24 protein-coding genes and 1 pseudogene are annotated in these 24,357 nt (G+C 38.9%); 5 read left to right on the forward strand and 20 right to left on the reverse strand.

Annotated elements, in window-relative coordinates; translation table 11 throughout:
- Positions 1-251: 251 nt before the first annotated feature.
- The 7 genes and pseudogenes from CD004_RS12175 to CD004_RS12205 form a co-directional block, all read right to left on the reverse strand.
- On the reverse strand, positions 252-437 hold the full coding sequence (locus CD004_RS12175; RefSeq protein ID WP_102263012.1) for a hypothetical protein: 186 nt from the start codon (positions 435-437) through the stop codon (positions 252-254).
- A gap of 80 nt (positions 438-517) precedes the next feature.
- The gene (locus CD004_RS12180) at positions 518-793 is read right to left on the reverse strand and encodes a phage holin (RefSeq protein WP_324781745.1); all 276 of its coding nucleotides are present in this window, start codon (positions 791-793) and stop codon (positions 518-520) included.
- A 72-nt stretch (positions 794-865) separates the two neighbouring features.
- Complete coding sequence (locus tag CD004_RS12185) at positions 866-1,441, reverse strand: glycerol-3-phosphate acyltransferase (RefSeq protein WP_102263014.1); 576 nt, start codon at positions 1,439-1,441, stop codon at positions 866-868.
- Between the two features lie 115 nt (positions 1,442-1,556).
- Positions 1,557-2,825: an MFS transporter gene (locus CD004_RS12190; protein ID WP_102265089.1), complete on the reverse strand. Its 1,269-nt coding sequence runs from the start codon at positions 2,823-2,825 to the stop codon at positions 1,557-1,559.
- A 340-nt stretch (positions 2,826-3,165) separates the two neighbouring features.
- Entirely contained in the window at positions 3,166-3,399 is a 234-nt protein-coding gene (locus CD004_RS12195; RefSeq protein ID WP_102263015.1) for a group-specific protein, read from the reverse strand.
- Between the two features lie 133 nt (positions 3,400-3,532).
- Positions 3,533-4,264, reverse strand: a pseudogene (locus tag CD004_RS12200) (ZIP family metal transporter).
- An 89-nt stretch (positions 4,265-4,353) separates the two neighbouring features.
- Complete coding sequence (locus tag CD004_RS12205) at positions 4,354-4,740, reverse strand: VOC family protein (protein WP_102263016.1); 387 nt, start codon at positions 4,738-4,740, stop codon at positions 4,354-4,356.
- Between the two features lie 313 nt (positions 4,741-5,053).
- Between CD004_RS12205 and corA the strand changes: the two genes are divergently transcribed.
- Positions 5,054-6,004: a magnesium/cobalt transporter CorA gene (gene corA / locus CD004_RS12210; RefSeq protein WP_102263017.1), complete on the forward strand. Its 951-nt coding sequence runs from the start codon at positions 5,054-5,056 to the stop codon at positions 6,002-6,004.
- Between the two features lie 26 nt (positions 6,005-6,030).
- Here the strand turns inward: corA and CD004_RS12215 are convergent, their stop codons facing one another.
- The 3 genes from CD004_RS12215 to CD004_RS12225 form a co-directional block, all read right to left on the reverse strand.
- Positions 6,031-6,225, reverse strand: a complete 195-nt coding sequence (locus CD004_RS12215) for a hypothetical protein (RefSeq protein ID WP_102263018.1) — start codon at positions 6,223-6,225, stop codon at positions 6,031-6,033.
- Positions 6,218-7,348, reverse strand: coding sequence for a stage II sporulation protein P (spoIIP, locus tag CD004_RS12220; RefSeq protein ID WP_102263019.1), 1,131 nt, complete (start codon positions 7,346-7,348; stop codon positions 6,218-6,220). The genes CD004_RS12215 and spoIIP overlap by 8 nt, the downstream gene beginning before the upstream one ends.
- Positions 7,349-7,465: 117 nt before the next feature.
- Positions 7,466-8,404, reverse strand: a complete 939-nt coding sequence (locus CD004_RS12225) for a magnesium transporter CorA family protein (protein WP_102263020.1) — start codon at positions 8,402-8,404, stop codon at positions 7,466-7,468.
- A gap of 302 nt (positions 8,405-8,706) precedes the next feature.
- Between CD004_RS12225 and CD004_RS12230 the strand changes: the two genes are divergently transcribed.
- The gene (locus CD004_RS12230; RefSeq protein WP_158651549.1) at positions 8,707-8,949 is read left to right on the forward strand and encodes a hypothetical protein; all 243 of its coding nucleotides are present in this window, start codon (positions 8,707-8,709) and stop codon (positions 8,947-8,949) included.
- Between the two features lie 382 nt (positions 8,950-9,331).
- Here the strand turns inward: CD004_RS12230 and CD004_RS12235 are convergent, their stop codons facing one another.
- A complete protein-coding gene (locus CD004_RS12235) occupies positions 9,332-10,054 on the reverse strand; it encodes a DUF421 domain-containing protein (RefSeq protein WP_102263022.1) in 723 nt (240 codons plus the stop codon).
- Between the two features lie 300 nt (positions 10,055-10,354).
- Here CD004_RS12235 and CD004_RS12240 point away from each other — a divergent pair, with 300 nt between their 5' ends.
- Positions 10,355-12,472, forward strand: coding sequence for a PBP1A family penicillin-binding protein (locus CD004_RS12240; protein WP_102263023.1), 2,118 nt, complete (start codon positions 10,355-10,357; stop codon positions 12,470-12,472).
- A gap of 633 nt (positions 12,473-13,105) precedes the next feature.
- Here CD004_RS12240 and CD004_RS12245 read toward each other — a convergent pair.
- From CD004_RS12245 to CD004_RS12255, 3 genes are all read right to left on the reverse strand, one after another.
- Positions 13,106-13,666, reverse strand: a complete 561-nt coding sequence (locus CD004_RS12245) for a GNAT family N-acetyltransferase (protein ID WP_158651550.1) — start codon at positions 13,664-13,666, stop codon at positions 13,106-13,108.
- 66 nt (positions 13,667-13,732) lie between these two features.
- Positions 13,733-14,677, reverse strand: a complete 945-nt coding sequence (locus tag CD004_RS12250) for an ABC transporter permease (protein ID WP_102263024.1) — start codon at positions 14,675-14,677, stop codon at positions 13,733-13,735.
- A complete protein-coding gene (locus tag CD004_RS12255; RefSeq protein ID WP_102263025.1) occupies positions 14,674-15,615 on the reverse strand; it encodes an ABC transporter ATP-binding protein in 942 nt (313 codons plus the stop codon). Before CD004_RS12255 ends, CD004_RS12250 begins: the two co-directional genes overlap by 4 nt.
- A gap of 213 nt (positions 15,616-15,828) precedes the next feature.
- Between CD004_RS12255 and CD004_RS12260 the strand changes: the two genes are divergently transcribed.
- Positions 15,829-15,984 (forward strand): YpzG family protein, encoded by a 156-nt coding sequence (locus CD004_RS12260; protein WP_102263026.1) that lies wholly within the window; start codon positions 15,829-15,831, stop codon positions 15,982-15,984.
- Positions 15,985-16,060: 76 nt separating this feature from the next.
- Here CD004_RS12260 and CD004_RS12265 read toward each other — a convergent pair whose 3' ends face one another.
- From CD004_RS12265 to CD004_RS12290, 6 genes are all read right to left on the reverse strand, one after another.
- Entirely contained in the window at positions 16,061-16,888 is an 828-nt protein-coding gene (locus CD004_RS12265; protein WP_102263027.1) for an undecaprenyl-diphosphate phosphatase, read from the reverse strand.
- A gap of 135 nt (positions 16,889-17,023) precedes the next feature.
- Complete coding sequence (locus CD004_RS12270) at positions 17,024-17,518, reverse strand: GtrA family protein (RefSeq protein WP_102263028.1); 495 nt, start codon at positions 17,516-17,518, stop codon at positions 17,024-17,026.
- The gene (locus CD004_RS12275) at positions 17,475-18,509 is read right to left on the reverse strand and encodes a glycosyltransferase family 2 protein (protein WP_102263029.1); all 1,035 of its coding nucleotides are present in this window, start codon (positions 18,507-18,509) and stop codon (positions 17,475-17,477) included. Before CD004_RS12275 ends, CD004_RS12270 begins: the two co-directional genes overlap by 44 nt.
- 18 nt (positions 18,510-18,527) lie before the next feature.
- Positions 18,528-20,198: a DUF6044 family protein gene (locus tag CD004_RS12280; protein WP_102263030.1), complete on the reverse strand. Its 1,671-nt coding sequence runs from the start codon at positions 20,196-20,198 to the stop codon at positions 18,528-18,530.
- 104 nt (positions 20,199-20,302) lie between these two features.
- Complete coding sequence (locus CD004_RS12285; protein WP_102263031.1) at positions 20,303-20,806, reverse strand: CBO0543 family protein; 504 nt, start codon at positions 20,804-20,806, stop codon at positions 20,303-20,305.
- 173 nt (positions 20,807-20,979) lie between these two features.
- Complete coding sequence (locus CD004_RS12290; RefSeq protein ID WP_102263032.1) at positions 20,980-22,224, reverse strand: MFS transporter; 1,245 nt, start codon at positions 22,222-22,224, stop codon at positions 20,980-20,982.
- 325 nt (positions 22,225-22,549) lie between these two features.
- Between CD004_RS12290 and CD004_RS12295 the strand changes: the two genes are divergently transcribed.
- Positions 22,550-24,292, forward strand: a complete 1,743-nt coding sequence (locus CD004_RS12295) for an AAA family ATPase (RefSeq protein WP_102263033.1) — start codon at positions 22,550-22,552, stop codon at positions 24,290-24,292.
- Positions 24,293-24,357: the final 65 nt, after the last annotated feature.

Below are 24,357 nucleotides of genomic sequence, written 5' to 3' on the forward strand. Positions count from 1 at the left end.
TATGTTTGGAAATTTGCAATTCCTATCAAATTCAAGGAAGTATTTACAAGCGTTTTAGCATGTAAATTAACAGCATTAGAATGTCCATTCTCACTTTACTAATTGGTATGCTAATAACAGGGTTAATTATCAAATAAAATTGTCATAAACGTTCCTAACCAATAAAAAATAGCATGCTAAATTGTAAGCAATTTAACATACTATTTGATTTGTTTTTTCGCGTTTTGCACTCCACAAGAGAATCCTTCAACTCAATGTGAAGGATCTTTGCGGTATTTCTGCTGAATCTTTTTTAAGCTGTTTAGAGTACGGACAAAAATCGTATCATTTCCTTCTTGAGGGTTCTTTAAATACCTGCGCCAAATAAATTGACTTCCTTCTTCTATCAGCAGCAAAACAACGATTGGCAGCAGCAATAGCCAAATCCAGGTCCACATATTTCAGGCTCCTTTCGGAAGGATATATTATCCTATTCAATTCTTTACCTCAAAATGTGCGAATGCTAACATTAACTGATTTAGTTTGGGTCCTTATATTCCATTGCCCTTTTACTGTCTCTGTATCCTTTAGTGGTTGGATCTTGTATGACCCCAAGCATGGCAAGAATCATGAAAATACTGTTTACCAACATCAAAATCTCATTCTGGATTTCATCCGTCAATCTGAAAGTTGTCCACCCCAATATATTTAAACCTTCCAGTACAATTTGGGCTACTATCATTAATTGTGAAATGAAAGCGATAACCCAGGCTTTATTTTTGAACCTAACACCCCAGTTAAACATAAGTCTCATTCCTTCCACTACTTCATTTCTAATAATATATTCGGCAGAAGGAATCGGTTGTCTGCTTTTGTCCCGCCCTATTTAATTTTTAGCTCTTTTATTTAATCTTTCTAAAATATCTTCACGGTGGATGAATATTATAATCATTACAAGTACGGCTGAAATAAATACAACTAGCGGCTGGGTTCCCAGGAAGTAAAAAAATGCAGGAATCAAAACAAAGGAACCAAGTCCTGCAAATGTAAAACTTTTAAAAAAGGGATAAAACAAAAGAAAACCAACAATGATAACCAAAGCTGTTAGCGGTTCAAAGGCGAGCATCCCTCCGATAAATGTAGAGATCCCCATGCCACCTTTAAATTTCAAGGTAATCGGCTTAACATGGCCAAGGATTCCAAACCCCAATCCGCCCAATAATAATTCAGGCGAAAGTTTAAAATATTCGCCAAGAAGGATTACAATTGCCCCTTTTAGAGAATCACCAAGAAAAGTCAAAACGAATGATACTTTTCCATGGACCCGTCCCGCATTCCGCGCCCCTACGTTGCCGCTTCCCTCGACTCTTATATCCTTTCTCCCGAGTAACCTAACAACGAAATAGCCAGCCATTAAGCTGCCAAGAAGATATGAAATTAATAAATAACTGAAAATAGGCATGGCAACACAACCTGTCCTAACAATATTAGTAGAGTTTATTCGGTATGAAGCCGATAAATTCCTGCATAGATATTCCCAATAAAAATACCCGGCCTGAGAAGACCGGGAAGTATTTCTAACCTTGCTTACCTACTTGGGTTCCCTGGTCAAGCAAACGGGAATCCACATCTCTTTCAATTTTCATATAGAAAAAGAATAATAAAAAAACCGCGCCTGATAACAATCGTAAAACAGCAGCGAGATTCATAGCCGTTTCAATTGAACTTAACTGAAGCAAATACACACCAACCTGCGGTGCAATAAAGCCTATAATCGCTAAAAGAATGTTATATTGTGCGATAAAACTTCCACGGTTCTCCTCCTTCGTCACTTCAAGAAGCTGATTAAATAACAAAAGAACGGTCCCGGAAACAAAAAGGCCGGAAGTAAAGTTGACGAAGGTTAGGTAATACATATTTTTCGAAAGGATTGTTAGGAATGGCGCTGATGCCATCCCGACCGCAGTAACTGCCAGCATCTTTCCATTGCTGTGCTTATCAGCCATCCTTCCCCACCACTTGAAGCTTATGATCTGACCCACCTGATTCGCCACAGTTATAATGCTGATCCAGAAACCAGTCATATGAGCGACCTTGATATTATATATATTGAACAGAGGCCAGGCTAGCTGCCAGGCAAAGTTGAAAAACAATCCGCATATCAAGAAGTAAATGAACGGTTTGTGTTTATAGGCGTCCCAGCCTAAATTTAACTTTTTCTTGCCAGGTACCTTTTCTTTCTTCGGTTCTATATGTCTATTTAAATAGATAACTTCTGCAATACCAAATAGAAATGCTAAAATGAAGAGGATTTGATATGGCAGAGGATTTGATTTGTCAAACCATTGAAGCCCTATTCCAATCAGCAATGTCGTAATCATACCAGCAATGGTCAGTATCCTGTTCCTTTCACTAAAAAAACCGCTTCTGCGGCTGTCTGAAATAAGGTCCCCAATAAATGACTGCCAGCTAAGCATTGCGAATGAACCTGGAAGATTCATTAGACCAATCAGTAATACAAATGTCCAGGCCCTGTATTCTTCAGGCAGATAGATGACCAAAAACATCCCCAGCAAAAATAAACGAGTGAACAAAATCGAGAGACCAGTGAACCTCTTTTTTTCCTGCAGCCTGCTCATAATCACGGTACCAAGAATCATTGCAAACATGCCTATTATTTGAGGCAAAGAACTAATTAATCCTACTTGATAATTCGTAGCACCGAGAACACCAATTGCAAATAAGGCAAAGTAGTTATTGCTCATACTCATAACAACCGTAGAAGCGACACCATTTATTATGCTATTCTTTTCATTCCTCTTTGTTATTTGTGAAGGACTTTCCATACATTCCTCTTCTTTCGAATCATTTAAATTATTTTGGATATCGAAATATCCACCTAATTTTACTCCTTCTGGTTTTTGCTGGCAATAGGATTTTTCCACAAAAAACAAACTAAGAATTTTCTGGAAATATAGGTTATTCGAAGTGCCGTTTTTAATAGTTTCTTGTTGGTTGGCTTAATTGAAGATGCTTTCTCGGATCCAATAAAAAAAGGAGCACATGGCCCCCTTTTCACTTGTCCAGGAAATTATAAAACAATTTCGTTGTGGATAACTATATATGGTTTTCTTAATCCGCCTACAGCGCCTAGTCCCTCGAGTCGCTTGCGCTTTTTGTTCTTATTTATACGTTCTTTAAAACCAATTTCAATCTGTTATTACGTTCGCTTCTTTCTTCTTCTGTCACTAGGTCATACTTCTTAAGCAAGTGGAATACTTCATTCAAAATGCCCTGTGTATGTTCTTCCTCAAAAAATTGGTTGAACAATGGATGAATTTCCTGAGGAAGGAATTCCTTTTGTGATTGGTATTTCTCCTGGACATCCTTTTTGCTGTGGTCAATATTGCATTCTCCCATACTGATCCCTCCTAATATGTATACCAATAGAATAACAGACTCTCTTTGTCTTTACCCAACACTTTTAGATATATTCCCAACAAAATGCTTAATGATGGGAAGGGAAAAGGCCAAGAGACCTTGGCTTTTATGTCTAACCGAAATGTATAGTAAGATAAAGCATTGAGATCAAGCCCAGTATAAAGGAATACGTCGGGAATTTCACTTGATGATCTGCCTGGCTTTCTGGTATCAATTCTTTATAGATGACAAAGAGCATCGCCCCTGCTGCAAAACTCAATCCATATGGTACAAGCCCTGCTACTTCGGCAGCGAGAAAATATCCAATTGCTGCCGTTAATATTTCTACAGACCCTGTAAAAGTAGCAATCATAAGTGCCTTCATTTTAGGCATTTTCTGATGGATTAAATAAAGGCCTACAAGGAATCCTTCTGGCGCATTTTGCAGACCGATTGCAAAGGCAATGATAGCTCCAAGGTTTTCTAAACCCGAACCATAGCTAACCCCTACTGAAAGGCCTTCGGGTAAATTATGAAGTGTAATAGCTGTAATGATTACTAATGTTTTTCGATCAACACCAGATAATAATTTAAAGTCACTTGTGTCGAGGTCTCAAGTCTTAGAATGAATGAGATTCAATACAAAAGTCCCTAATAACATACCGATGGATAGAACCCAGATATTTGATGAATTCAAAGACTCTGGTATCAAACTGAAGGTTGTAGCCGCCATCATAATTCCTGAAGCATAACCAAGAAGTAAAGACTTTAACCGGGGTGAGACATTATTTAGAAATAAAACTGGTATTGCTCCCAAACCTGTTGCCATCGCAGAGATGACAATTTCTAAAAAAACTTCTGCCATAACTTTTTTCCAGTGCCTCCTAATTTACAAAAGTAAAATACCTTTCCCCTTAAATCAGGAACTTACACTCGGAGAAAAATTCTCCGATGTCAATCAGGTGCAACCAATTCAACTTTCATACGATCTGGTCCTTCGAAAAACACGGCATAGTGATCTGCCCCTCCTGCAAAAGGGTGTCTGTCTTGATAGAGGATGGGAATCTGTCTTTCTCTTAGTTTTTCTGTCATTTGATCCACATGTTGCCGTGAATCTGCATAAAAAGCTAGATGATTCAAACCAACTTGCGAGCGGTGATATCCCGCTTGAAGAAACCTTTCTTCGGTTTGAACGAATACTATATAAGTCTTTTTAAATTTCCAACTTATGCCGGTGTCCCATTTCTGGTAGACTTCATATTTTAACTCGCTTAAAAACCAGCCCCAAAATACGTTGGCTTTATTTAAATCGGTTACATTGATTTCAACATGATGCAGCATTCTTTCTCATCTCCTGAACAATTCTGTTTTTATATTTTCAGCATAACTATTGGCAACACTAGGATGAAATTTTGTGGAAATTGCTTTTGATTCTTATTATAGCAATACTGTTTTATTTCCATCACCTATCATTTGTTGATTTGAATCATCTTTCTGACTCCTGATATCCCAGGCTCATGGGTTCTGCTTTGATTCCTGTCCTTCTTTGCTAATATAATAATATTAGGTTATTTAAGTCATTGGCGGATTTTATTACTGAGAACACACCAATCGAATTAATTAATAGCCTAGAAAACGTTTTTTGGGAGAATTTATGATACGTACAATTTCTGTTAGTCCTGATGGGAATATCCAAACTGGTCGAAGTATAAACTCTTTGGTGTCAGACAGTAGTCATTGGCATTGGATTGACTTCAATGAGCCGACAGATGAAGAGATCGAATTATTAAAAGAACCCTTGCGATTCCACCCTTTATCTATTGAAGATTGTATCCATACCCTTCAAAGACCCAAACTCGATTATTATGATGATTATCATTTTTTTGTTTTCCAGGCTCTGAATGGTGAATCCATGCAAAAGGAGGAGGTTGACCTATTCCTTGGACATAACTATATCGTTACCTACCATAGTGTCAGCATGCGAGAAATTGATGATGTTTGGCAGAGATTAGAGCTTGCGAAGGCCCCCGTGGAATGGAACCCATCGATTGTTCTCTATCATGTTTTAGATAAAATAGTCGATAATTATTTTCCTCATGTTTATCGAATTGAGGACACATTGAATGAAATTGATGAGAATTCAGCTGACCGCTCGATGGAGGAATTGCTCGAAGATTTATTCGATACAAGGCATGAATTGCTCTCGTTAAGGCACACCATCACTCCAATGAGGGATTTGGTATACAGGATGATTAATTCCCATCGTCTTTCAGGAGTACTTGAACAAAAAGAATATTTCGCGGACATCCATGATCATTTATTAAGGTTAGCTGAAAAGGTGGATGCGAGCCGTGAACTGACAACTGATATGAGGGACAGCTATTTATCGATCAATTCACATGAAACGAATCGAGTAATGAAAGTACTTACTGTAATCACAACCATTTTCATGCCACTAACCTTCATAGCAGGAATTTACGGGATGAATTTTCAGAATATGCCTGAACTCTCCTGGAAATTTGGTTATTTTGGAGCATTGTTCGCCATGTTTGTCATAGGTATGACCATGTACTTCTGGTTCAGGAAAAAAGGCTGGTTTAAATAAAGGAAAAACCATTGAAGACACATGCTTCAATGGTTTTTTTCGTTTTGCTTTTCATCATCTTCCTGATGATTTATAAAATCTTCGACCAGACATTTACTGCTTATGACGATGCCTGATAAGAAAAAAGTAATCGCAAACGTCAATGGGAAATAAAAGTACGCTAACATCGTAGTGGCAATCGTCCACAACAGCCAGAAATACTTTTCACGATTTTCAGCCATTTACCTCTTCTGCCTCCCAATAAATCTGGCTGATCGCGTCCGCTAACGCTTCTATTGTGTTTTTTAACTCCTTCATATTGTTGTCAACGCCGCCAACCTCAACTACTAATGTGTTGGCGTGCAAATCTTGATTATATATTCCATCAACGCCAATTCCTTTTTTAGGCAAAACTCCCTTACTGATTCCTGGATAATTTTTATTCAGGATCTTATGAAGTTCATTTGCAAACTTCAAATTCTGCTGGAAGTTCTTATTTTCCTCGCCAATGACAAAAACTAATCTGGCATAAGGCTCGTTATTAATGGTGGCTGTTGTTGAATCCTTTCTGACTGAATCCCGGTGCAGGTCAATAAAGTACTGTAATTTCTTATTTCCAGCCATGGCACTTTGAACCAATGACCGTGAAATCTCATAAGACTTGTGTGTGAGCCAGCCTTTCCTATCCAACTCTTGGCCAATATTGGTCTTATCCACGCTTGCTCCAATTCCCCTTTTTTCCAACTCTTGACCTAGCAAATCACCTACAATGGTGATGTTTGTTTTGCCATCAACAGCCTCATTTTCATTCTCTGCTCCCTCCAGTCCTAACAAGGGCAGGTATGATTCCCAGCTGTGAGTATGGTAGATGAACACTGATTTCTCTGTTGGCGGGGAACCTGAGGATACATTTCCACTGTTCAGCTCTTTTAATTCATTCGCTGCCATATTCCTTTCCTGCAACAGAACCTCCATTGGAGGGGCAGATTCAATTGGGATATCCGTGAAATCAACACCTTCCTCTGCAATAAGGAAGCTTGAATCAAAAGCCATGAAACCTGGAATTTCACTTCGGATCAGACTCCTGATATCATTCATCTCAACATTCGTTAGCAATTTGAATCCTGTAGAAATAATCGACAAATCAGCATTTGACCCTGTCAATGCATGTCCAATCAATGGGTTCTCATAACTGATGATCCTTAAGAATACCTCTGCACCAATATCTCCATTTACTTTGAATTTGAAAAAGCTGATGTTCGAAGATGAAATGAATCCCGCTATCAGAAAAAAACTGAGTGTACAAATTAATATAATGAAACCTGACAGCATTTTCCTATAAATATTGATTAAAATCCCTGTCATTCAATCACCCTTTTGCTTGTGATTCCGATTTGAAAGTACTATCTCTGTTAATCCATAAATATGTATAAATGCAGAATTTAGACTAAAAAACGCCCGGACAGATGTCCAGACGCTCAGTTAGAAATATTTCTTTTTCCAAAAAATGAATGCGGTTAATCCAGCCAATAACACAGCCATACTAATTGCCAGGAAAAACGCAAATGGATTGTGCTGAAATGGAAGATCCACGTTCATTCCATAGAAGCTTGCCACCATAGTAGGAAACGAGAGAATGATTGTTATAGATGTCAGGAATTTCATTACCATATTGAGATTATTAGAAATGATAGAGGCAAATGCATCCATCATACCACTTAAAATCGAACTGTAGGTCTCTGCCATTTCTATGGCCTGCGTATTTTCAATGATGACATCTTCAAGCAAATCCTTATCTTCTTCATACATTTTCAAATAATTGAAGCGCATGATCTTCGCAAGTACGACTTTATTGGACTTTAATGACGTCGTAAAGTATACCAAGCTTTTTTCCAAAGCAAGAAATGCATATAATTCCTTGTTCTTCATCGACTGATGGAGCTCTCGCTCAATCTCATTTGTCTTTTTATTAATTTGTTTGAGATACCGTAGATAATAAATCGAAATAACGTAAAGGATTTGCAGTGCAAATCTCGTCTTCTTAAAAGTATAAAATTCCTTGACCCTGTTTGACTTGAATTCATTCAATACAGGTGTCTCTTTTAGCGAAACAGTTATGATGCAATTCGCAGTCTGGATTATGCCGACTGGTATGGTTTCATAAATCGGAAAGCCTGAATCATCATGTGTAATGTACGGATAGTCAACAATTATATAAACAATACCATCTTCTTTTTCTATTCTTGGACGCTCTTCATCATCAAGGGCATCCTTTATGAAGTCCACTGCGATTCCCGTTTCACCGGCAACCCTTTTGATTTCATCTTCAGTAGGATGCACCATATTAACCCATGTGCCTTTGGAGATTTCTTCTACACGTGCTAAATGTCTTTCTTCACTGCTTTTATAAATTTCCAGCATTGTACCAACCTCCTCTTTTTTTATTGAGGAAGCCAACTACCTTTTTTCAGAGTTGATAGTCTTGCAGCATTCAATAGTATCAAATCTATTAGATTAGCGACTTCCCCGGACCTATCGGGATCAGGTTCTTTTGAATAACCCAAAGATACCAACTCCTTTCTATTTTCACCTCTTACATCTTACTTCCGTAAGAGCGAAACTACAATGAGAACATTAAATATAAAAATAATAATTTATATAAAACAGTCGACATCATACCTATTATGGTATACCCTTAACATAATTTAATACCCTTAATGGTATTGAAACGAAAGCAGGAGGAAAATTTTACGAAAAACATTATTACAAAATCTCTCATTGCTCTTGCGATGTTTTTATCTTTAGTTGCTGTTGGACTTCCACAGCAAAAAGCTGAAGCTGCTACTACAACCGCAGATGTTTTAGTAACAGTAGGCCAAATGGGTGCTGATTCATATTCTCAAACATTGGATGGTGTTCTTTACACAGTAGACCAAATTGGCTTCATGGCTGATAAAATCCTGTGAACTCAAGAGCAAATCGGCTTCATGGCTGACAGGATTGTTTACGTAACAGAGTTTTCACAGGATAACACTGTAAAGGTCATCTATATGGCTACTGCTCTATGGCTAACTGGAACAAAGAACTGGAACAAAGGATGGCGGATACACTTATAAGGTATCGCTTATTCCAGTGGCAATGCTTCCTGCTGGCTGGTAAAAATTATTCTGTCAGGTAAATATAAGAAAAAAGTCTGGCTATAATTAAAGTGGGCAGACTTTTCTTCTATTTAGGTTTTCCAGTTATCAAAAAGATAATTGTAGCTAAGCACTTATAAATTCAAGTCTAATTTAGACTTGATTTCCTTTAGATAGTGTACAAGTTACAAAGTATTCGAAAAAAGTCTTTTCAGTGATAAATTGGCGGTATGTTTATGGCTGATTGATTCTTTAAAGTAATCTGCAGGGATTTCCCTTCTGTGATGGAAGCAAAAAATACATCCTTCAAATTATGAACCGACTCTTCTGCTAAGCGTTCCATTAGCCACTTCTCATCTAAGTTAAGCTGGTAGAGAATTTTTTTATACAATTTACCGTCTATAATTAATGGCATAGCCAAATCATCAGCAGTCCTGGTCAAATTCATATCCTCCAGAGTGACTGTCGCTTTTTCTGCTTTTTTCATGACCGTTAAATTTCCGTTAGCTTCGAGGATTCCTATTCTTACATCCTGGACATTAAAAATATCTTTCTCTCGTAACATTAACAAAATATTATCGATTGAGTACTGTGTTTTTCGTAAGTTTTCCACAATGAATTTTCCCTCGTTAATGACCGTGATTGGTTCAAAGGTGAGTATACGCCCTATTTTCCGGCTTTTAATCTTCATGTAGGCTACCAGTTTTTGAAGCAACGCTATTAAGATAATGGCAATTCCAGTATGTATATGTGGAATCTTCGGGTCTGCAATGTCCGCCCCAACGACCGCACCAAAAGCCAATAAGATTAAAAAGTCAAAAATAGGCAACTCTCCTATTGAGCGTCTCCCCATAAACAAAGTAGCAAACAACATCAACGGCAGAATAGTAACCACCCTGCCTAAGAGAATTAACGTTTCTTCTAAAAGTTTCATTAGTCTCCTCCAATTGTAAGAATCCTTTAGTTAGTTTTGTTGTATTTATTTCATTTATACCAAGAGCTACAATTTATATATGCCCCAGACTCTTTCTGGAACTCAATAAGGCTATTAGCATGAATTTCATCTCATCGATTTTTCAAGCTTAAACAAATAATATGACCCCTGACGCCAGGTGAATGGCTTCAACTTTCCTGAAATACAGTAAATCATATATAATGGAAGGTAAATTAATGAACACCTAATTTTGGCAGCTTGAATATACACTGAAAAGCTTCACTTAAAAGGAGAAATTATATGCAATTACTGCAAAGATTTTGGGAGGCTGTTGTTCGATTTTGGAAACGGCGCCACCTGACTCAAATTTTGTTATTAATCTTATTGGTTTTCATATTACTGTCGATTCTTTGGTTTGCTTTTATCGCTAGCAGGGCAAATGTCCAGACTCTGAAGGATGGATTGAGCCAGGCAACTACCATTTATGATCACAATGGCGACGAAGCAAGCAAACTTGCTACCAACCGTACCGGTGGAGTATCGATAAAAGATATGCCAGAGCATGTGCCAAATGCCGTCATAGCGATTGAGGATGAACGATTCTATGAACATAACGGATTCGATATTAAAGGTATCGCACGTGCTTTTTTTGGAAACCTTTTAGCTGGAGGCATTACCGGTGGTGGCAGTACCCTTACCCAGCAGCTGACAAAAAATGCTCTATTATCTTCAGAGCGGACATATAAACGTAAAGTAGAAGAATTATTTTTGGCGGTAGAGATCGAAAAGGTATATGAAAAGGACGAAATCATAGAAATGTACTTGAACCAGGTGTATTTCGGCAGTGGCGCTTTTGGGATCAACAACGCCAGTAAAAAATATTTTGCAAAGGATATTCAGTATGTCACTATAAGTGAGGCTGCACTGCTTGCAGGCCTGCTAAAAGCACCTTCTGCCCTGGATCCTTATAATAATTATGAAGCTGCCATCAAACGCAGGAATGTTGTACTTGCCAAAATGAACGAACTAGGAATGATAACAGATACTGAATATAAACAAGCTAAATCTCAAAAGATTGTATTGGAAGACGGCGGCGGCTCACTCGCTGACCGTAAGTATCCTTCTTATGTAGATGCGGTTTTGGATGAAGCAACAAGTAAATACGGACTTACCCAGGATGAAATCATGACAAGAGGCTATCGCATCTATACTGAACTTAATCAGGACATACAAACCGGCCTGGAAAAAGTATACCAACAGGACCATCTATTCCCTGATCGAGCCAGTGATGTTTTAGTACAGAGTGGATCCGTTCTGCTTGATCCCGGGAATGGTGGTGTCCTTGCAATGGTTGGCGGACGAGGCGAGAAGGTGTTCAGAGGCTTCAATCGTGCAACCCATCTCAGGGCTCAGCCTGGTTCGACAATGAAACCCCTGGCCGTTTACACACCGGCATTAGAAGAAGGATATAAGTATGATTCCATGCTTGTTGACAAGAAGATGTCTTTCAAAAATTATAGTCCGAAAAACTTCTCTGATACTTATCAGGGAGAAGTGCCAATGTATGAGGCAGTTGAAAAATCAATTAATATTCCTGCAGTTTGGCTTTTGAATGAAATAGGCTTGAATAAAGGAATTGATGCTGTAAGAAGATTTGGAATCAAAGTTGAAAAAGAAGACCAGAACCTTGCCCTCGCCCTCGGAGGAATGCATAATGGTGTTTCTCCCTTAAAAATGGCCGAAGCTTATTCTGTCTTCCCAAATGGCGGGAAGCGTCATGATGCCCATGTAATCACGAAAATTGTCGGTCCAACAGGCAAGGTGATTGCAGAGCATGATGGCTCAACAACGCGCGTGACTTCCAAATCAGTGGCCAATGAAATGACGTCTATCTTATTGAATGTTGTAGAAACAGGAACTGGTAAAGGAACAAATATTGAGGGTGTGGAGATCGCAGGAAAAACAGGTTCTACACAGCTTCCTTACGCAGATATCAATGGAACAAAGGACCAATGGTTTGTAGGATATACACCGAACATTGTCGGAGCAGTATGGCTTGGATATGATAAAACCGACCGCAAGCATTATTTATCCAGCAGCAGCTCAAAGGATGTAGTGCCACTGTTTAGAGCGATCATGGAAGAAACAGTGCCCCACATCGAGCAGGAAGAATTCAAAGTCCAATCAATCAACGATCGGCAGTCCGGTGCCATCGTTGATTATGAAGAGACAGAAAAAGCAATTAAGGAAAAAGCAAATGAACTAGAGAAAGAGTTAAAAGAGCGTGCTGGCCAGGTTGAAGAAAAACTAAAAGAAGAAGCTCCAAAATGGAAAAAAGTTTTTGAACAAATGCAGGAAGACGCCGGTAAGGTTGGCGACAAAGTGATAGATAAACTTAGAGAGTGGCAAGGGGAATAAGTTTAATTTCGAGCAGCCTAATTGGCTGCTCGATTTTATTAGCACCCATCCCTGCTGCCAAATAGTGTTTTCAAAACCCGATAAACAGGTCATTAAATAAAAGCGATTAGTGACCTGATGATCCATATTTTTGAAAGCAGGTCACCAATACCCCTAATTGGTGACCTAAAAATCAATCTTCTCGAAAAACAGGTCTCCAATACCCCTGATTGGTGACCTAAAAATCCATTTTCTCGAAAAGCAGGTCACCAATACCCTTGATTGGTGACCTAAGAATCCATTTTCTCGAAAAACAGGTCTCCAATACCCCTGATTGGTGACCTAAAAATCCATTTTCCTGAAAAACAGGTCACCAATACCACCCATTGGCGACCTAAAAATCAATATTTCCGTAAAACAGGTCATCAATACCACCCATTGGCGACCTAAAAATCCATTTTCTCGAAAAACAGGTCACCAATACCACCCACTGGTGACCTAAAAATCAATATTTCCATAAACAGGTCACCAATACCACCCATTGGCGACCTAAAAATCAATATTTCCGTAAAACAGGTCACCAATACGCCAAGCTCTTAACCGATAATATGCAAAAGAGGTAACCAATAGCCAAATTGGATACCTCCATTACAGTTAGAATATTTTAGAGTAAATACAAGTATCCCTTAGCTCCCCTTCAACAGAAAGGGAATCATTCTTTAATATTCCATCGAGAGCAAAGCCTAATTTTTCAGGGATTGCCTTGCTTTTAGTATTCAATGTATCACAGCGAATTTCGATTCTTCGGGCTTTAAGCTCACGAACGGCAAAGTCTGTGATTCCCTGGACAGCCTCTGTCATATATCCCTGCCCACTATATCGAGTGTCGATCCAATAGCCGATTTCGAACTTGGGAACTTCCCAGTTAATTCTATGTAAACCGGATGAGGCGACAAATTCCCCGGTGTCTTTCTTAAATACAAGCAACCTAAGGTCTGAACGATTTAAAAAATTTACATACCCTTGTCTAATCACTATTTCCGTTTCTTCAACCGATTGTTCTTTTTGGGCAAATGGCATCCAAGGCTGAAGTTCTTTTAATGATGCATTGATTGATTCACATGTGACAGCACCATCACCGGGCAGCGGCATCCTGATCAAAAGCCGGTCCGTTTCAAACTCAGTTGGAAAATCCAATAATATAGGATTCACCATCCCTCTCCCCTTCCACTCTTCAAATTAAATAGAGCGGCCCGAGGACCGCTCTTTAATTTATTCTGCTTAAATACTGATATCCCTCTTTTGGAAAAAGAAAAAGGTGAGCATCATAAATACTGCGTAATACACAGCAAGTATGGAAAGCGAAACTGGTAATGTTATATCCTCAAGAATCCTATCCTGGAGAGCATAGACTGTCAAATCCAAATGCGGGAAAATCAATAATTTCGCCCAAGCATATTTGTCAGCAAGCATCAGGATAATCCCACCTAGTGTCGATGAAAAGAAAAGGACAAAGATACCTATTCCAACTGCAAGAGCCTGGCTTTTAAACAATGTTGACAGCATAAAAGCAATCGTCATGATGATGAGAAGGCTTGGAATGAAGTAAAGCATTTTTAACAAGAATTGTGTACCGACAATTGCCACTTTTCTTCCTTCGAGCGTAATTTCAAACATCTTCATATTGAAATCACCACTGCCAAATAGGAGCAATCCAATTATATAGCCGGATACGATTAATGTAAGGACCAATAATAATGCATAAATAATGACAGCTATGTACTTTGACAGCAGGATTCGCCATCTTTGATGCGGACGGATTAAAAGCTGCTTGATCGTTCCATCTGAGAATTCTGCCGCAACATTGGCACTGCCCACAACTACTACGAACAAAGTTACAAGTGAACTGACACCTACCACAACATCATTCATAAAATGCCAGTTTGTTTTCGCATTCGGATTAATGTCCTGATCCAGAAATTGCTGGGTCTGCTCAATTTGGTTTTGAATCATTTTCTTTTCGTCTCCGGATGCAGATGCCATCTGGTTTTCAAGCATGGTAATCTCAGTCTGTGTATCCTGTTTCCAATTAGGGTTAGGATCTGCACTGAATTTAGAATAAATAATGCCTGCGATTAAAACTGCCAGTACAATAACGATCATATATATCCAGCTGGCCATTTTGCCAAAAATTTTCATTAATTCATTTTGTATTAAAGGAATCATACCATTTGCTCCTTTTTGTCTTTATTTGTGATTTCCAAGAAGCGGTCTTCAAGCGTTGCCTTTACATTTAGAATTTCAAAAACATCTATATCATTTTCAACAAAAAGTTTGTTGATCATTGGAATTTGTTCTTTTCGCACGGATAAGGTCAGGCGCGTGCCTTTACTCGAAGTCACTTTCACATCTGTCATGTGTTCTGTTAAGAGCTTGGAAGCAAGAGCGGGATTGGATAGTTCCACTTCTATCGTCTTAACCTTTTTAGCCTCTGATGGTTCGTTATCATGCATCGAAGATATGTGGATCAGTTTTCCCTTCTCAATAATCGCAAATCGATCGCACATTAGCTGCATTTCTGATAATAAGTGCGATGAGACTAACACAGATGTTCCCTGGCTTGCGAGCAAGCGTAAATAATCACGGAATTCACGAATTCCTTGAGGATCAAGTCCATTTGTTGGTTCATCCAGTATGAGAATAGAAGGCTTATGTAAAATGGCTTGTGCAACCCCCAGACGCTGGCGCATCCCTAAGGAATATGTACGAACTTTATCATTGATTGCATTATCAAGACCTACCAGCTCGGTCACTTCGTTAATCCGCTCTTCAGTAATATCGCTTAATGCCATACGAGCGTAATGCTTGAGATTTTTATATCCACTAAGGTATTTATAGAACTCAGGGTTTTCTACAATAGCACCTAATTCATTCATTGCATCTGTAAAGGAATCATCCAAATCATGTCCATTAATTAGCACAGTTCCTCCTGTACGATTAATCAGACTAACAATCATTCGGATAATCGTTGTTTTCCCTGCACCATTCGGGCCCAGGAGTCCGAATATTTCACCCCGTTCTACTTGAAAACTCACGTCATCAACAATTGTTTTTTTACCAATTGTCTTTGTTAACGCCTTTACCTCAAGGGCAAACTGCGACATAGAATCTCCTCATTTCATTAAAATATTATATTTCATTACCTCACAAAGATTAATACGATGAAAGTTGTAAAAAGTTACAAAAAAAGCAAAAAAAGATTATCATCTCAAATCCCTCTATTTTATTCTGTATATTGACCAACCTTAATACAAACGATATAAATGATATTCATATGAGTATCAAGCGTTTCAAAAATCTAATCATGAGGTGATTGTATGAGTTATAAAGATCATTTGGATCCACACTCACAACTTTTTCACCACTCTAGGTCAAGGCGCAAGCATACAAACTCGCAGATAAATGGGGAAACTCAGGTTGCACAAAATGTTCTAATTGCGAGGAGTAACGCAAAAGCGCACCGCATGTTTTGATTTTTTGAAACCAAAAAAGGAAAAGGCGCATTTACGCGTCTTTTCCTTTTTAATAACACAATAAGCTGAAAGAGCATTATAGAAAAATAAAATAAATCAACCCCGCCAAAATAATCCGATAGATAGCAAATGGCATTAGTTTAATTTTATTGATAAGTCTCAAAAAGAACCTTATGAAAATTAACGCGAACACAAACGCGCTGATAAAGCCTACGGTGAAAAATGGCAATGCATCAATCGTGAAATACTCCCAATTTTTCAAAAGAGAAATGCCGCTGGCGCCAAGCATGATTGGAACCGCCATGATGAACGTGAAATCGGAAGCCGCTCGGTGGCTCATACCAAGAAGAACTCCTCCGGCAATTGTAGAACCTGACCTTGAGAATCCCGGCCATAATCCTAGACACTGGAACAAACCTACTCCCAATGCTTGTTTATAGCTGATTTGATCAACATCTTCAGTCTTGAGTTGTTTTGGTTGTAAGCGGTCTGCGAGAATTAATAGAAATGCACCTACTACTAATCCGATTATGACTGTTTGTACCGAAAATAGATATTCGTCAATGTAGTCTTCAAATAAAACACCTGTCAACCCGGCGGGAATCAAACCAACAATCACCTTAGGCAGACTTAGCCTCCCTTTGGAATCTCCGAATGAAACACCTTTTTTAAGAGCTAACAGGTTAATGAATCTTTCCTTAAACACAATGACTACTGCTAAAATAGATCCTAATTGAATGACTACTTTGAAGGTATTTGCAACAGGTTCTGTAAATAATTGTTTAGAGTGCAATAACAGGTCATCAACAATAATCATATGACCAGTAGACGAAACAGGCGCAAATTCAGTCAATCCTTCTACTAACCCTAGTATAAATGCCACAAATAATTCCCAAATGTTCATGAAGTGGTCTTGCTCCTTTTAGTGTTAAATTAATATGTTGGGTACTTGCCATGTTCCGAAAACCTTACTAAAAAATTTTCACACTCAATCATTTTTATCTCTATTTGGAGATTTAGTCAAGAAAAAAAAGCAGCCTCATGAGCTGCTTTGAATCTGATCCTTAAAAACAAAGGATTTTTGTCCGATATAGTTAGTGATCGTGTAGATGATTGAACCAAGAAGTATCGCAATATTTTCCGTTTCTATATAGAAATGCCAAACTGTAATGGAATTCATGGTCCCAGTTATCTCTCGGCTGACCGAGAAGGAAAGGAAATAGCATGCCATAACCACTAAAAAAAACCTTGGTCCCCCAATTTGAAAAGGAACACTGCTATTAAATGTAAGAGTTCGATTCAATAGATAGCTAACAGCTGCCCCTATAGCATTGCCAGTGAACGTCGCATACCAAAATGGCCATTCCAGTCCATTTTTCAGTAAAAGCATTAGTCCCATTCCAACAAAGGTATTCAGTACGCCGACAAGCAGAAATTTAAAGAAAGGAGGAAAGTTTGCAAAACTTACGACAATTCTTTGTGCCAGCTGGTTAGTTATTCTCAGATAGCTTCCGAGTTTCAACGATTGACTCATAATCTGCCCCTTCCATGTTGATCAATTTCCTTGATACCGGCAGGTTGAAGAGGTCGACATCGATAATATACTTGGGCCTCCGCTTAGTTTCCTTATAGATTTTGCCAATATACTCACCGACTAAACCCAGGGCAATTAACTGCAGTCCCCCTATTAGCCATATCGATGTGATCAACGAAGTCCATCCGAGTTCTGTGTTACCGAACAGCTTCAATGTAAGAAAGTATAGACCGAAAACAAGGCTTACAAAAAATGAGATACACCCAACAAGCATAACGAATCTGATCGGTGTAACGGAAAATGAAGTGATTCCGTCAAAGGCAAACGCCATCATTTTTCTAAATGGATACTTCGTTTCCCCCGCAAGCCTTTCCTTTCTTTCATAATAAACAGAGGTTGAATTAAAACCTATTAACGGTACAATACCACGGAGAAACATGTTGCTTTCAGCAAAATGCTCCAATTCTTCGACCGCCCTCTTGCCCATCAAACGAAAATCCGCATGATTAAAGACTAGTTTGACTCCAAGCTTGTCCATTAGCTTGTAAAAAGCTTCTGCAGTAAAACGTTTGAATAATGTGTCACTCTCCCTGCTGCTGCGCACACCATACACAACTTCGTAACCTTCATTGAACTTCATGACCATGTCGTTAATGGCATCGATATCATCCTGCAGATCAGCATCAATGGTGACCATGCAATCAGAAGCCTCTTTAGCTGAAAAAAGTCCGGCAAGCAGAGCATTTTGATGCCCTGCATTCCTCGAGAGCTTTAGTCCTTTTACAATTTCGCTATTCAAACTGGCCTTATAAATCAAATGCCAAGTCCTATCCTTGCTGCCATCATCGACGAATAAGATTTTGCTTTTTTCTGATACCATTTTATCAGTGACCAGTTCTCTAAGCTTTGTTGTTAACTGATTAATAGTCTCTCCCAAGACTTCTTCCTCATTAAAACAAGGAACAATAATTGTTAAGATCGGCATATTCATTGATTAGCCTCCTTGGTGTTATAAAGCTTCATAGAGGTAAATTTTCCAGGCGCTTTCCTTTGAGGTAAAGACTTTATCGAGCTTTAGGTTATTTTCCAATGCGTTATCGATCGGAACAGAAGAAAAGATAAATTGTCCCCCCATTTGTTTAAACGGCTCTAGATTTAAATCAATATTTTCGATTCTTCTGTTTGATGTTTTTTTGAACAAATAATGCTTTCCCAATTCATCGGTAAAAAGATAACAGCGTCCGCCCCACTCATCAAAATAAATTCGGATCCGCTTATTTTTCTCTAGTTCTTTTTCGATAATTTTCCTGAATTGATATTTATAACTCAAAGGATAAAAATTATTGTAGGTATCCAGTGTGTAAAAACCATTAAATTGTGCAATCGCTGGATGTAAGCCTATACTGGCAATACGATAGCTATTTTGAGGTTTTCCTATGTGATTTTTAATCGCGTTAAATTGTTGCTCTGCATAAAACTCCCTGACACTTGGCTTTTTACGATGAACAATCTCTTCATTAGTAAACAGCAGCAATAGAATTTGCGCAGCCACTAACCATGGGACTGCTTTTCTCAAAAATTTTTCATCCCAGAGAATTTTCAGGCCAATCGCAAACAACAGGTACAATACTAATGGACGCAAAAAGTGATACCTGGCAAAATTAAATGTATCAAGAAAATGGAATTTCTCCGTTAAAGGTAGCCACCCTTTATAAAACCAAAAGGCATACCAGGCAGATAAAAAGAAATTCAGCACAAATAAGAAAACAAATATACGCTCTTTCACCCATTTCCTTTGCTTCCAAATAAGAAACAGTGCAGCAAATATGACCGGCAAAATAACAAGTGTATGTACAGTCATTACATGGGTATGCCCAAGCAAGAAATTTTTAAAGGTAAGTCTGACAGAATGCCAGAAAGACAGTCGGGCATGAAAATATTCATCCCTGCTATTCGGCTCACCATCAAATAGAAAGGAGTATAACAGTCTGTAATCAGTGATTAAGTAAACAGCGGTCATATAAGCTATTGCTCTGAAGAAACTCCAGTTCCATCCTTTACCTCGAATAACTTCACTAAGCCAGAGTAAACCCATTGCACTGAGGAAAAAGAAAAAGCCCAGAACAATGCTTGAATAAAATGGCAAGAGCGTTAGAGCAAGATAATGCAACCCATTACCTCTTCCATTCCTTATATGCAATAAAGCCCAAAGTGCCAGAGGCATACCCAATGTGCTAAGCATCCCGGAAGGCCAAAAAGGGGTTAGGGCAAATGCAAGTGCAGTCCCGATCCGAATCAGGCTTTTATCTTTTCCCTTAATAAAGTGGTCCTTCAAAACCAGGTACATTCCAATGAAAGCAAAAAATCTGGTGATTGCCTGGCTTATTCCATAAGCAATCATCGTTGGGAACCAGACATATAACCACACAATCATGCTGTACTCGGTTCCCAGTGCATTTCTTGGCAGTCCATTAATGATTTGAGGAATCCTGGATTGTAATGATCCGGCAATCTGGCCACTCTCAGCAAGCACCTTATACCATGCCAAATTCGAGTCAAGATTGTCATGTACCCGGATATGGGCATCGTCTCCTAAAATGAAATAGGGGGATAGGAAGAGTGATATCACAATCAGAGAAAACACGATGAATATTCGCTCTTTATCCTGAAAGTAAGACAAATCACATTACACCTCAAATTTCATATTTGCTTTAATTAAGGTTTACACATTTTTAGAAACTATTCCCTTAACTGCTAAACAATCAGCAAGTGATCTATTGACCTTCAAACAAGTTGGAAGTTAAAAATCATTAAATAAAACCAGACAAAAATTATGGAAAGAAAAAGCGCAATCAAAGGATTCCTATAGTGGAGCCTGAGCATGGGGTACATCGTGCTGTAGAAAAATACTTCCCAGCCCATAGACCAGCCGTGGGCGAATTTGATAGCTCCTATTCTGAGTGCAATTGCCTCTATAATGATCGACAAAGATATCCACTTTAAGTAATACCAGAACCTTCTAGTTCTTTCTTCTGGAAAACTCCCTAGAAACAAAACAATCATGCTTGGGTAGAAAATAAACGTATAAAGTGTTTCCGTGAAGAATAGACTGATGAAGTTCTTGTCAAATTCCCACAAGTGTTTGTTTCCGATGTAGGAAATATACTCATAGAAACAGCTAAACAAGGCCCAGTAATAAAAAGTAGGTAAAAACTCTTTCCACTTTTGCCACTTCCCTCTTCCGACCGCCAATGCGACCCCTCCTGCAATCAATACAGCATGGAACAAGCTCTTCCCTCCCTTTATTACACCTCGTCTAAAATCCTTTTTTAATCCTGTATATTCAATCAAATCTATTTTCTGCCAATCACCATGTTTTATGTATCATCATGTCAGATGAGTTGAGATCCAAAGGTTCTCCAAAAAAAAGCTGTACTGGATTTTAAACCAGTACAGCCTTACTAACCCTCTTCTGTTAAATTGTTTTCTGCCTCAAGGATGAATAGATCTTTCTTTGACTGCAGGAACATGAATGAAGTCAGGGCAACAGCCAGCAGCAGCCCCAGTGCCGAGAATGCGATAGTGACTGTTTGTAGTTTCACTAATTCCGCTAAATAACCTAATAATAATGTTAAGACGATTTGGACCATTGCCTGAAAGAAGGCAAACGCACTGCTGAACCTGCCCATCAAGTCAACAGGTACATTGTTTTGGAAAAATGTTGTGTAACCGGTAAACGAGAATGGAGAAAAGAATCCAATAATTATAAAGCCAATTACAGCAAGAGGTACCGTGTCTGGAGAAGCAAGATAGAACATTAAGTATCCTGTTACAGACAAAAACGACCCCAATCCCAAGAGCATTCTTATGGAAAGACGATTCGCCAGTGCTGACACTGCAAATGAACCAACCACATACCCCGCTCCTGTAAGACTTACCAACAGTCCGTAATTCTTTTCGGACAAGCCGACAACCTTCTGAATGAAGGTTACCTCCTGAGAATCAAGTGCAAATGAGATTAAAGTAATGAACTGAAAAATCAGGAAAACCACCATAAAACCTGCTGCTGTTTTCCCAAAATTGAGCACAGCTTTCCAATCCGCTGCAATCATTTTCATCGTGATTCGATCTCTGTATTGTTCATTAGTTAACCTTTCATCAACATCTGGCAGGAAGAAAATTGCTACAGCACATAGAAAGAAAGTTACTGCATTAATATAGATACTTGTACTTATGCTTCCATACATGATCAGCAGCCCAGACACACTCGGTCCAACCAGCATAGCCCCGGATGTTGCAAAGGAAAAAATTGAATTGAAGCGTTTTCTCTTTTCAGGAGGAACAAGCTTCGTTATGTAAGTTTCTGAAGTAGGGCCAAAAAATGCACCAGCAATATTAGTTAAGAACATAATTATATAAATCGGAACTAGCGAAGTAAATAATGGAATGATTGCTATTAAGATACCACGAAGAACATCTATGAAAATCATTAACCTTCTCTTATTGACCCGATCAATGACGCTGCCAGCCCAAGTATTGGTTAGGAGGATCGCCAGCGGCCGGATGATGAATAATCCTGCAATCGCAGCAGCAGAACCTGTTAATTTTAATACCAATAAATTTATAGCCACAAAATAAATCCAATTACCAATGTTTGAAATCCCAATTCCCAGAACCAATAGCATGGGATTCTTCCAGCCCTTCAAACAGACCCCTCCTGAGTGCACAAAATAAATGTCAGAATATTATTTAAGTATTTCTCTTTTCATCCTATCTTTACCTTCCAGAAGTTTCAAGTAGCTATTCAATTAATTTTGTAATTTTTACCATTTTAATTAATTGTCACAATTTGTCCATATAAATTTTCCCAATATTAAATACAAAAACCCTTCTATACCCGCATTTCCGACCCCCATAAACCTTCCGCCTAATTATTTCATTTATTTACCACTGCGAGTCATACAATTTACCCATTCATAACGTTGATATATTACTTATAATGGTATTTAGAATTGATAAGGAGCTGAAACTATGAATTCAAATCCGAAGTTTGTTTCTAAGATACTCCCGCTTTTTGCGGCGTTTATGGTAATAATTACGTTAGCAGCGACATTTGTCGTTCAAAATACTGATGATAAAGTTTCGGTCCCATTTTCTTCGCTTGTCAAGACAATTGAAGGTCTAAATGGTGGCGAAGCAACACTAATTGAAAAAATGGATGGAACACTTGTACTTGAGACAAAAGATTCAACATTTGTTTCCCAAGTCCCTCCCGGCAGCCAGATGGTTGAGAAATTAGTAGAAAAATATAATATAAACTATGAGTATATGAACAACAGTAAGTATGGTGCTTGGATCCTTGGTGGGGTGTTATTGCTGCTGATGGGTGCAGCGTTCGTGATCCAAAAGAAAACAGGAGGTATTGGCACAGGCAATAGAATGAAAAATAGTTTATCGAAGCCTAACCCTCTGCCTTCCATTACCCTAGCAAATGTAGGTGGATTGCAAGAAGAAATGAAAGAGGAAATCATCCAGACTCTTTCAATCTTGAAAAATCCTGATAAATCATCAAAGATGGGCATTAAGCCTCCAAAGGGGATTCTATTATACGGACCTCCAGGGACAGGTAAAACTTTGCTTGCTCAAGCTATTGCCCGTGAATTGAATGCCAACTTCTTTTCAGCCAGTGGATCTGCATTTAATGAAATGTTCATTGGCGTAGGTGCATCGCGTGTCCGCAGCTTATTCCAAAGTGCCCGAAAGCAAGGTCCGGCTGTAATTTTCATCGATGAAGTCGATGCTCTTGCTGGCAAGCGTAAGCCCCACGGCGGTGAAGAAGGTGAAAAGACATTGACAGAGCTTCTTGTCCAGCTTGACGGGGGACATTCTAACGATGGCATCCTATTCATTGCTGCAACAAACAGAAAAGACATGCTTGATGATGCATTTTTGCGCCCTGGACGTATCGACTTCTCATTCAACGTCCCTCTTCCTGATACGAAAGGGAGAAGAGAAATCATCGATATCCATATTAAAGGTAAAAACCTTGCTGACGATGTTGTCGCATCATTGGATGACCTGGCAGAAAGTACTTCTGGATTCTCAGGGGCAGAGCTGCATTCATTGTTCGAAACCGCAAGTAGACGGGCGTTAAGGAATGGGCAGGATTACATTTCGAAGAGTGATATAGATTATGCTCTTGACCGAACAATACTCGGAAGCACGTCCCGCACTCTTCAGGATGCTGACACAAAACGCAGGGTAGCAATCCATGAGGCAGGACATGCTCTTGTATCAGCTGTCACTAAACCCGGATCAGTCCGGAAAGCAACAATCATTCCTCGGGGACAGGCTCTCGGTTATGTGGCTCCAATTCCAAAAGAGCTTCAATTGTCCACACACAGCGACTTAATTGACCGGATTGCCATGATTCTTGCTGGCGGTGTCGCTGAAAGAATGATTCTTGGTGAGCACAGTATCGGGGTAAGCGGTGATGTCCAACAGGCTAAACAGATCATTGAGCAAATGGTTGACACCGGATTGCTTCAGGAAGGTTTCTCACTTACATTTAGCAAAGGCTTAAAAGAGACAAAAATGCAGGAGCTTTTCGATGACGCTTTAGAAAAATCCGAAATGATCATTAATGCGCACCAGGATCAATTTGAACGATTAGTGGATGAATTGCTAAAGAAAGAAACACTTGAAGGTTCCGAAGTAGATGAGATTGTCCAGGATAAAACTGGATTTCGTGAAGATCAATATAAAATGGCTTAAGAACAAAAAGCAAAAGCGCCTCGTTCAGCCCCGACAAGCGCTGCCCGCCTTAAAGCGCCACGTCC

It is taken from the genome of Mesobacillus jeotgali (assembly GCF_002874535.1).
In the GTDB taxonomy this organism is placed as follows: domain Bacteria; phylum Bacillota; class Bacilli; order Bacillales; family Cytobacillaceae; genus Mesobacillus; species Mesobacillus jeotgali.

Coding starts and splice junctions, on each gene's coding strand:
- CD004_RS12175 (WP_102263012.1), bottom strand. CDS start 437: ATGTGGACCTGGATTTGGCTATTGCTGCTGCCAATCGTTGTTTTGCTG.
- CD004_RS12180 (WP_324781745.1), bottom strand. CDS start 793: ATGAGACTTATGTTTAACTGGGGTGTTAGGTTCAAAAATAAAGCCTGG.
- CD004_RS12185 (WP_102263014.1), bottom strand. CDS start 1,441: ATGCCTATTTTCAGTTATTTATTAATTTCATATCTTCTTGGCAGCTTA.
- CD004_RS12190 (WP_102265089.1), bottom strand. CDS start 2,825: ATGGAAAGTCCTTCACAAATAACAAAGAGGAATGAAAAGAATAGCATA.
- CD004_RS12195 (WP_102263015.1), bottom strand. CDS start 3,399: ATGGGAGAATGCAATATTGACCACAGCAAAAAGGATGTCCAGGAGAAA.
- CD004_RS12205 (WP_102263016.1), bottom strand. CDS start 4,740: ATGCTGCATCATGTTGAAATCAATGTAACCGATTTAAATAAAGCCAAC.
- corA (WP_102263017.1), top strand. CDS start 5,054: ATGATACGTACAATTTCTGTTAGTCCTGATGGGAATATCCAAACTGGT.
- CD004_RS12215 (WP_102263018.1), bottom strand. CDS start 6,225: ATGGCTGAAAATCGTGAAAAGTATTTCTGGCTGTTGTGGACGATTGCC.
- spoIIP (WP_102263019.1), bottom strand. CDS start 7,348: ATGACAGGGATTTTAATCAATATTTATAGGAAAATGCTGTCAGGTTTC.
- CD004_RS12225 (WP_102263020.1), bottom strand. CDS start 8,404: ATGCTGGAAATTTATAAAAGCAGTGAAGAAAGACATTTAGCACGTGTA.
- CD004_RS12235 (WP_102263022.1), bottom strand. CDS start 10,054: ATGAAACTTTTAGAAGAAACGTTAATTCTCTTAGGCAGGGTGGTTACT.
- CD004_RS12240 (WP_102263023.1), top strand. CDS start 10,355: ATGCAATTACTGCAAAGATTTTGGGAGGCTGTTGTTCGATTTTGGAAA.
- CD004_RS12245 (WP_158651550.1), bottom strand. CDS start 13,666: ATGGTGAATCCTATATTATTGGATTTTCCAACTGAGTTTGAAACGGAC.
- CD004_RS12250 (WP_102263024.1), bottom strand. CDS start 14,677: ATGATTCCTTTAATACAAAATGAATTAATGAAAATTTTTGGCAAAATG.
- CD004_RS12255 (WP_102263025.1), bottom strand. CDS start 15,615: ATGTCGCAGTTTGCCCTTGAGGTAAAGGCGTTAACAAAGACAATTGGT.
- CD004_RS12260 (WP_102263026.1), top strand. CDS start 15,829: ATGAGTTATAAAGATCATTTGGATCCACACTCACAACTTTTTCACCAC.
- CD004_RS12265 (WP_102263027.1), bottom strand. CDS start 16,888: ATGAACATTTGGGAATTATTTGTGGCATTTATACTAGGGTTAGTAGAA.
- CD004_RS12270 (WP_102263028.1), bottom strand. CDS start 17,518: ATGAGTCAATCGTTGAAACTCGGAAGCTATCTGAGAATAACTAACCAG.
- CD004_RS12275 (WP_102263029.1), bottom strand. CDS start 18,509: ATGAATATGCCGATCTTAACAATTATTGTTCCTTGTTTTAATGAGGAA.
- CD004_RS12295 (WP_102263033.1), top strand. CDS start 22,550: ATGAATTCAAATCCGAAGTTTGTTTCTAAGATACTCCCGCTTTTTGCG.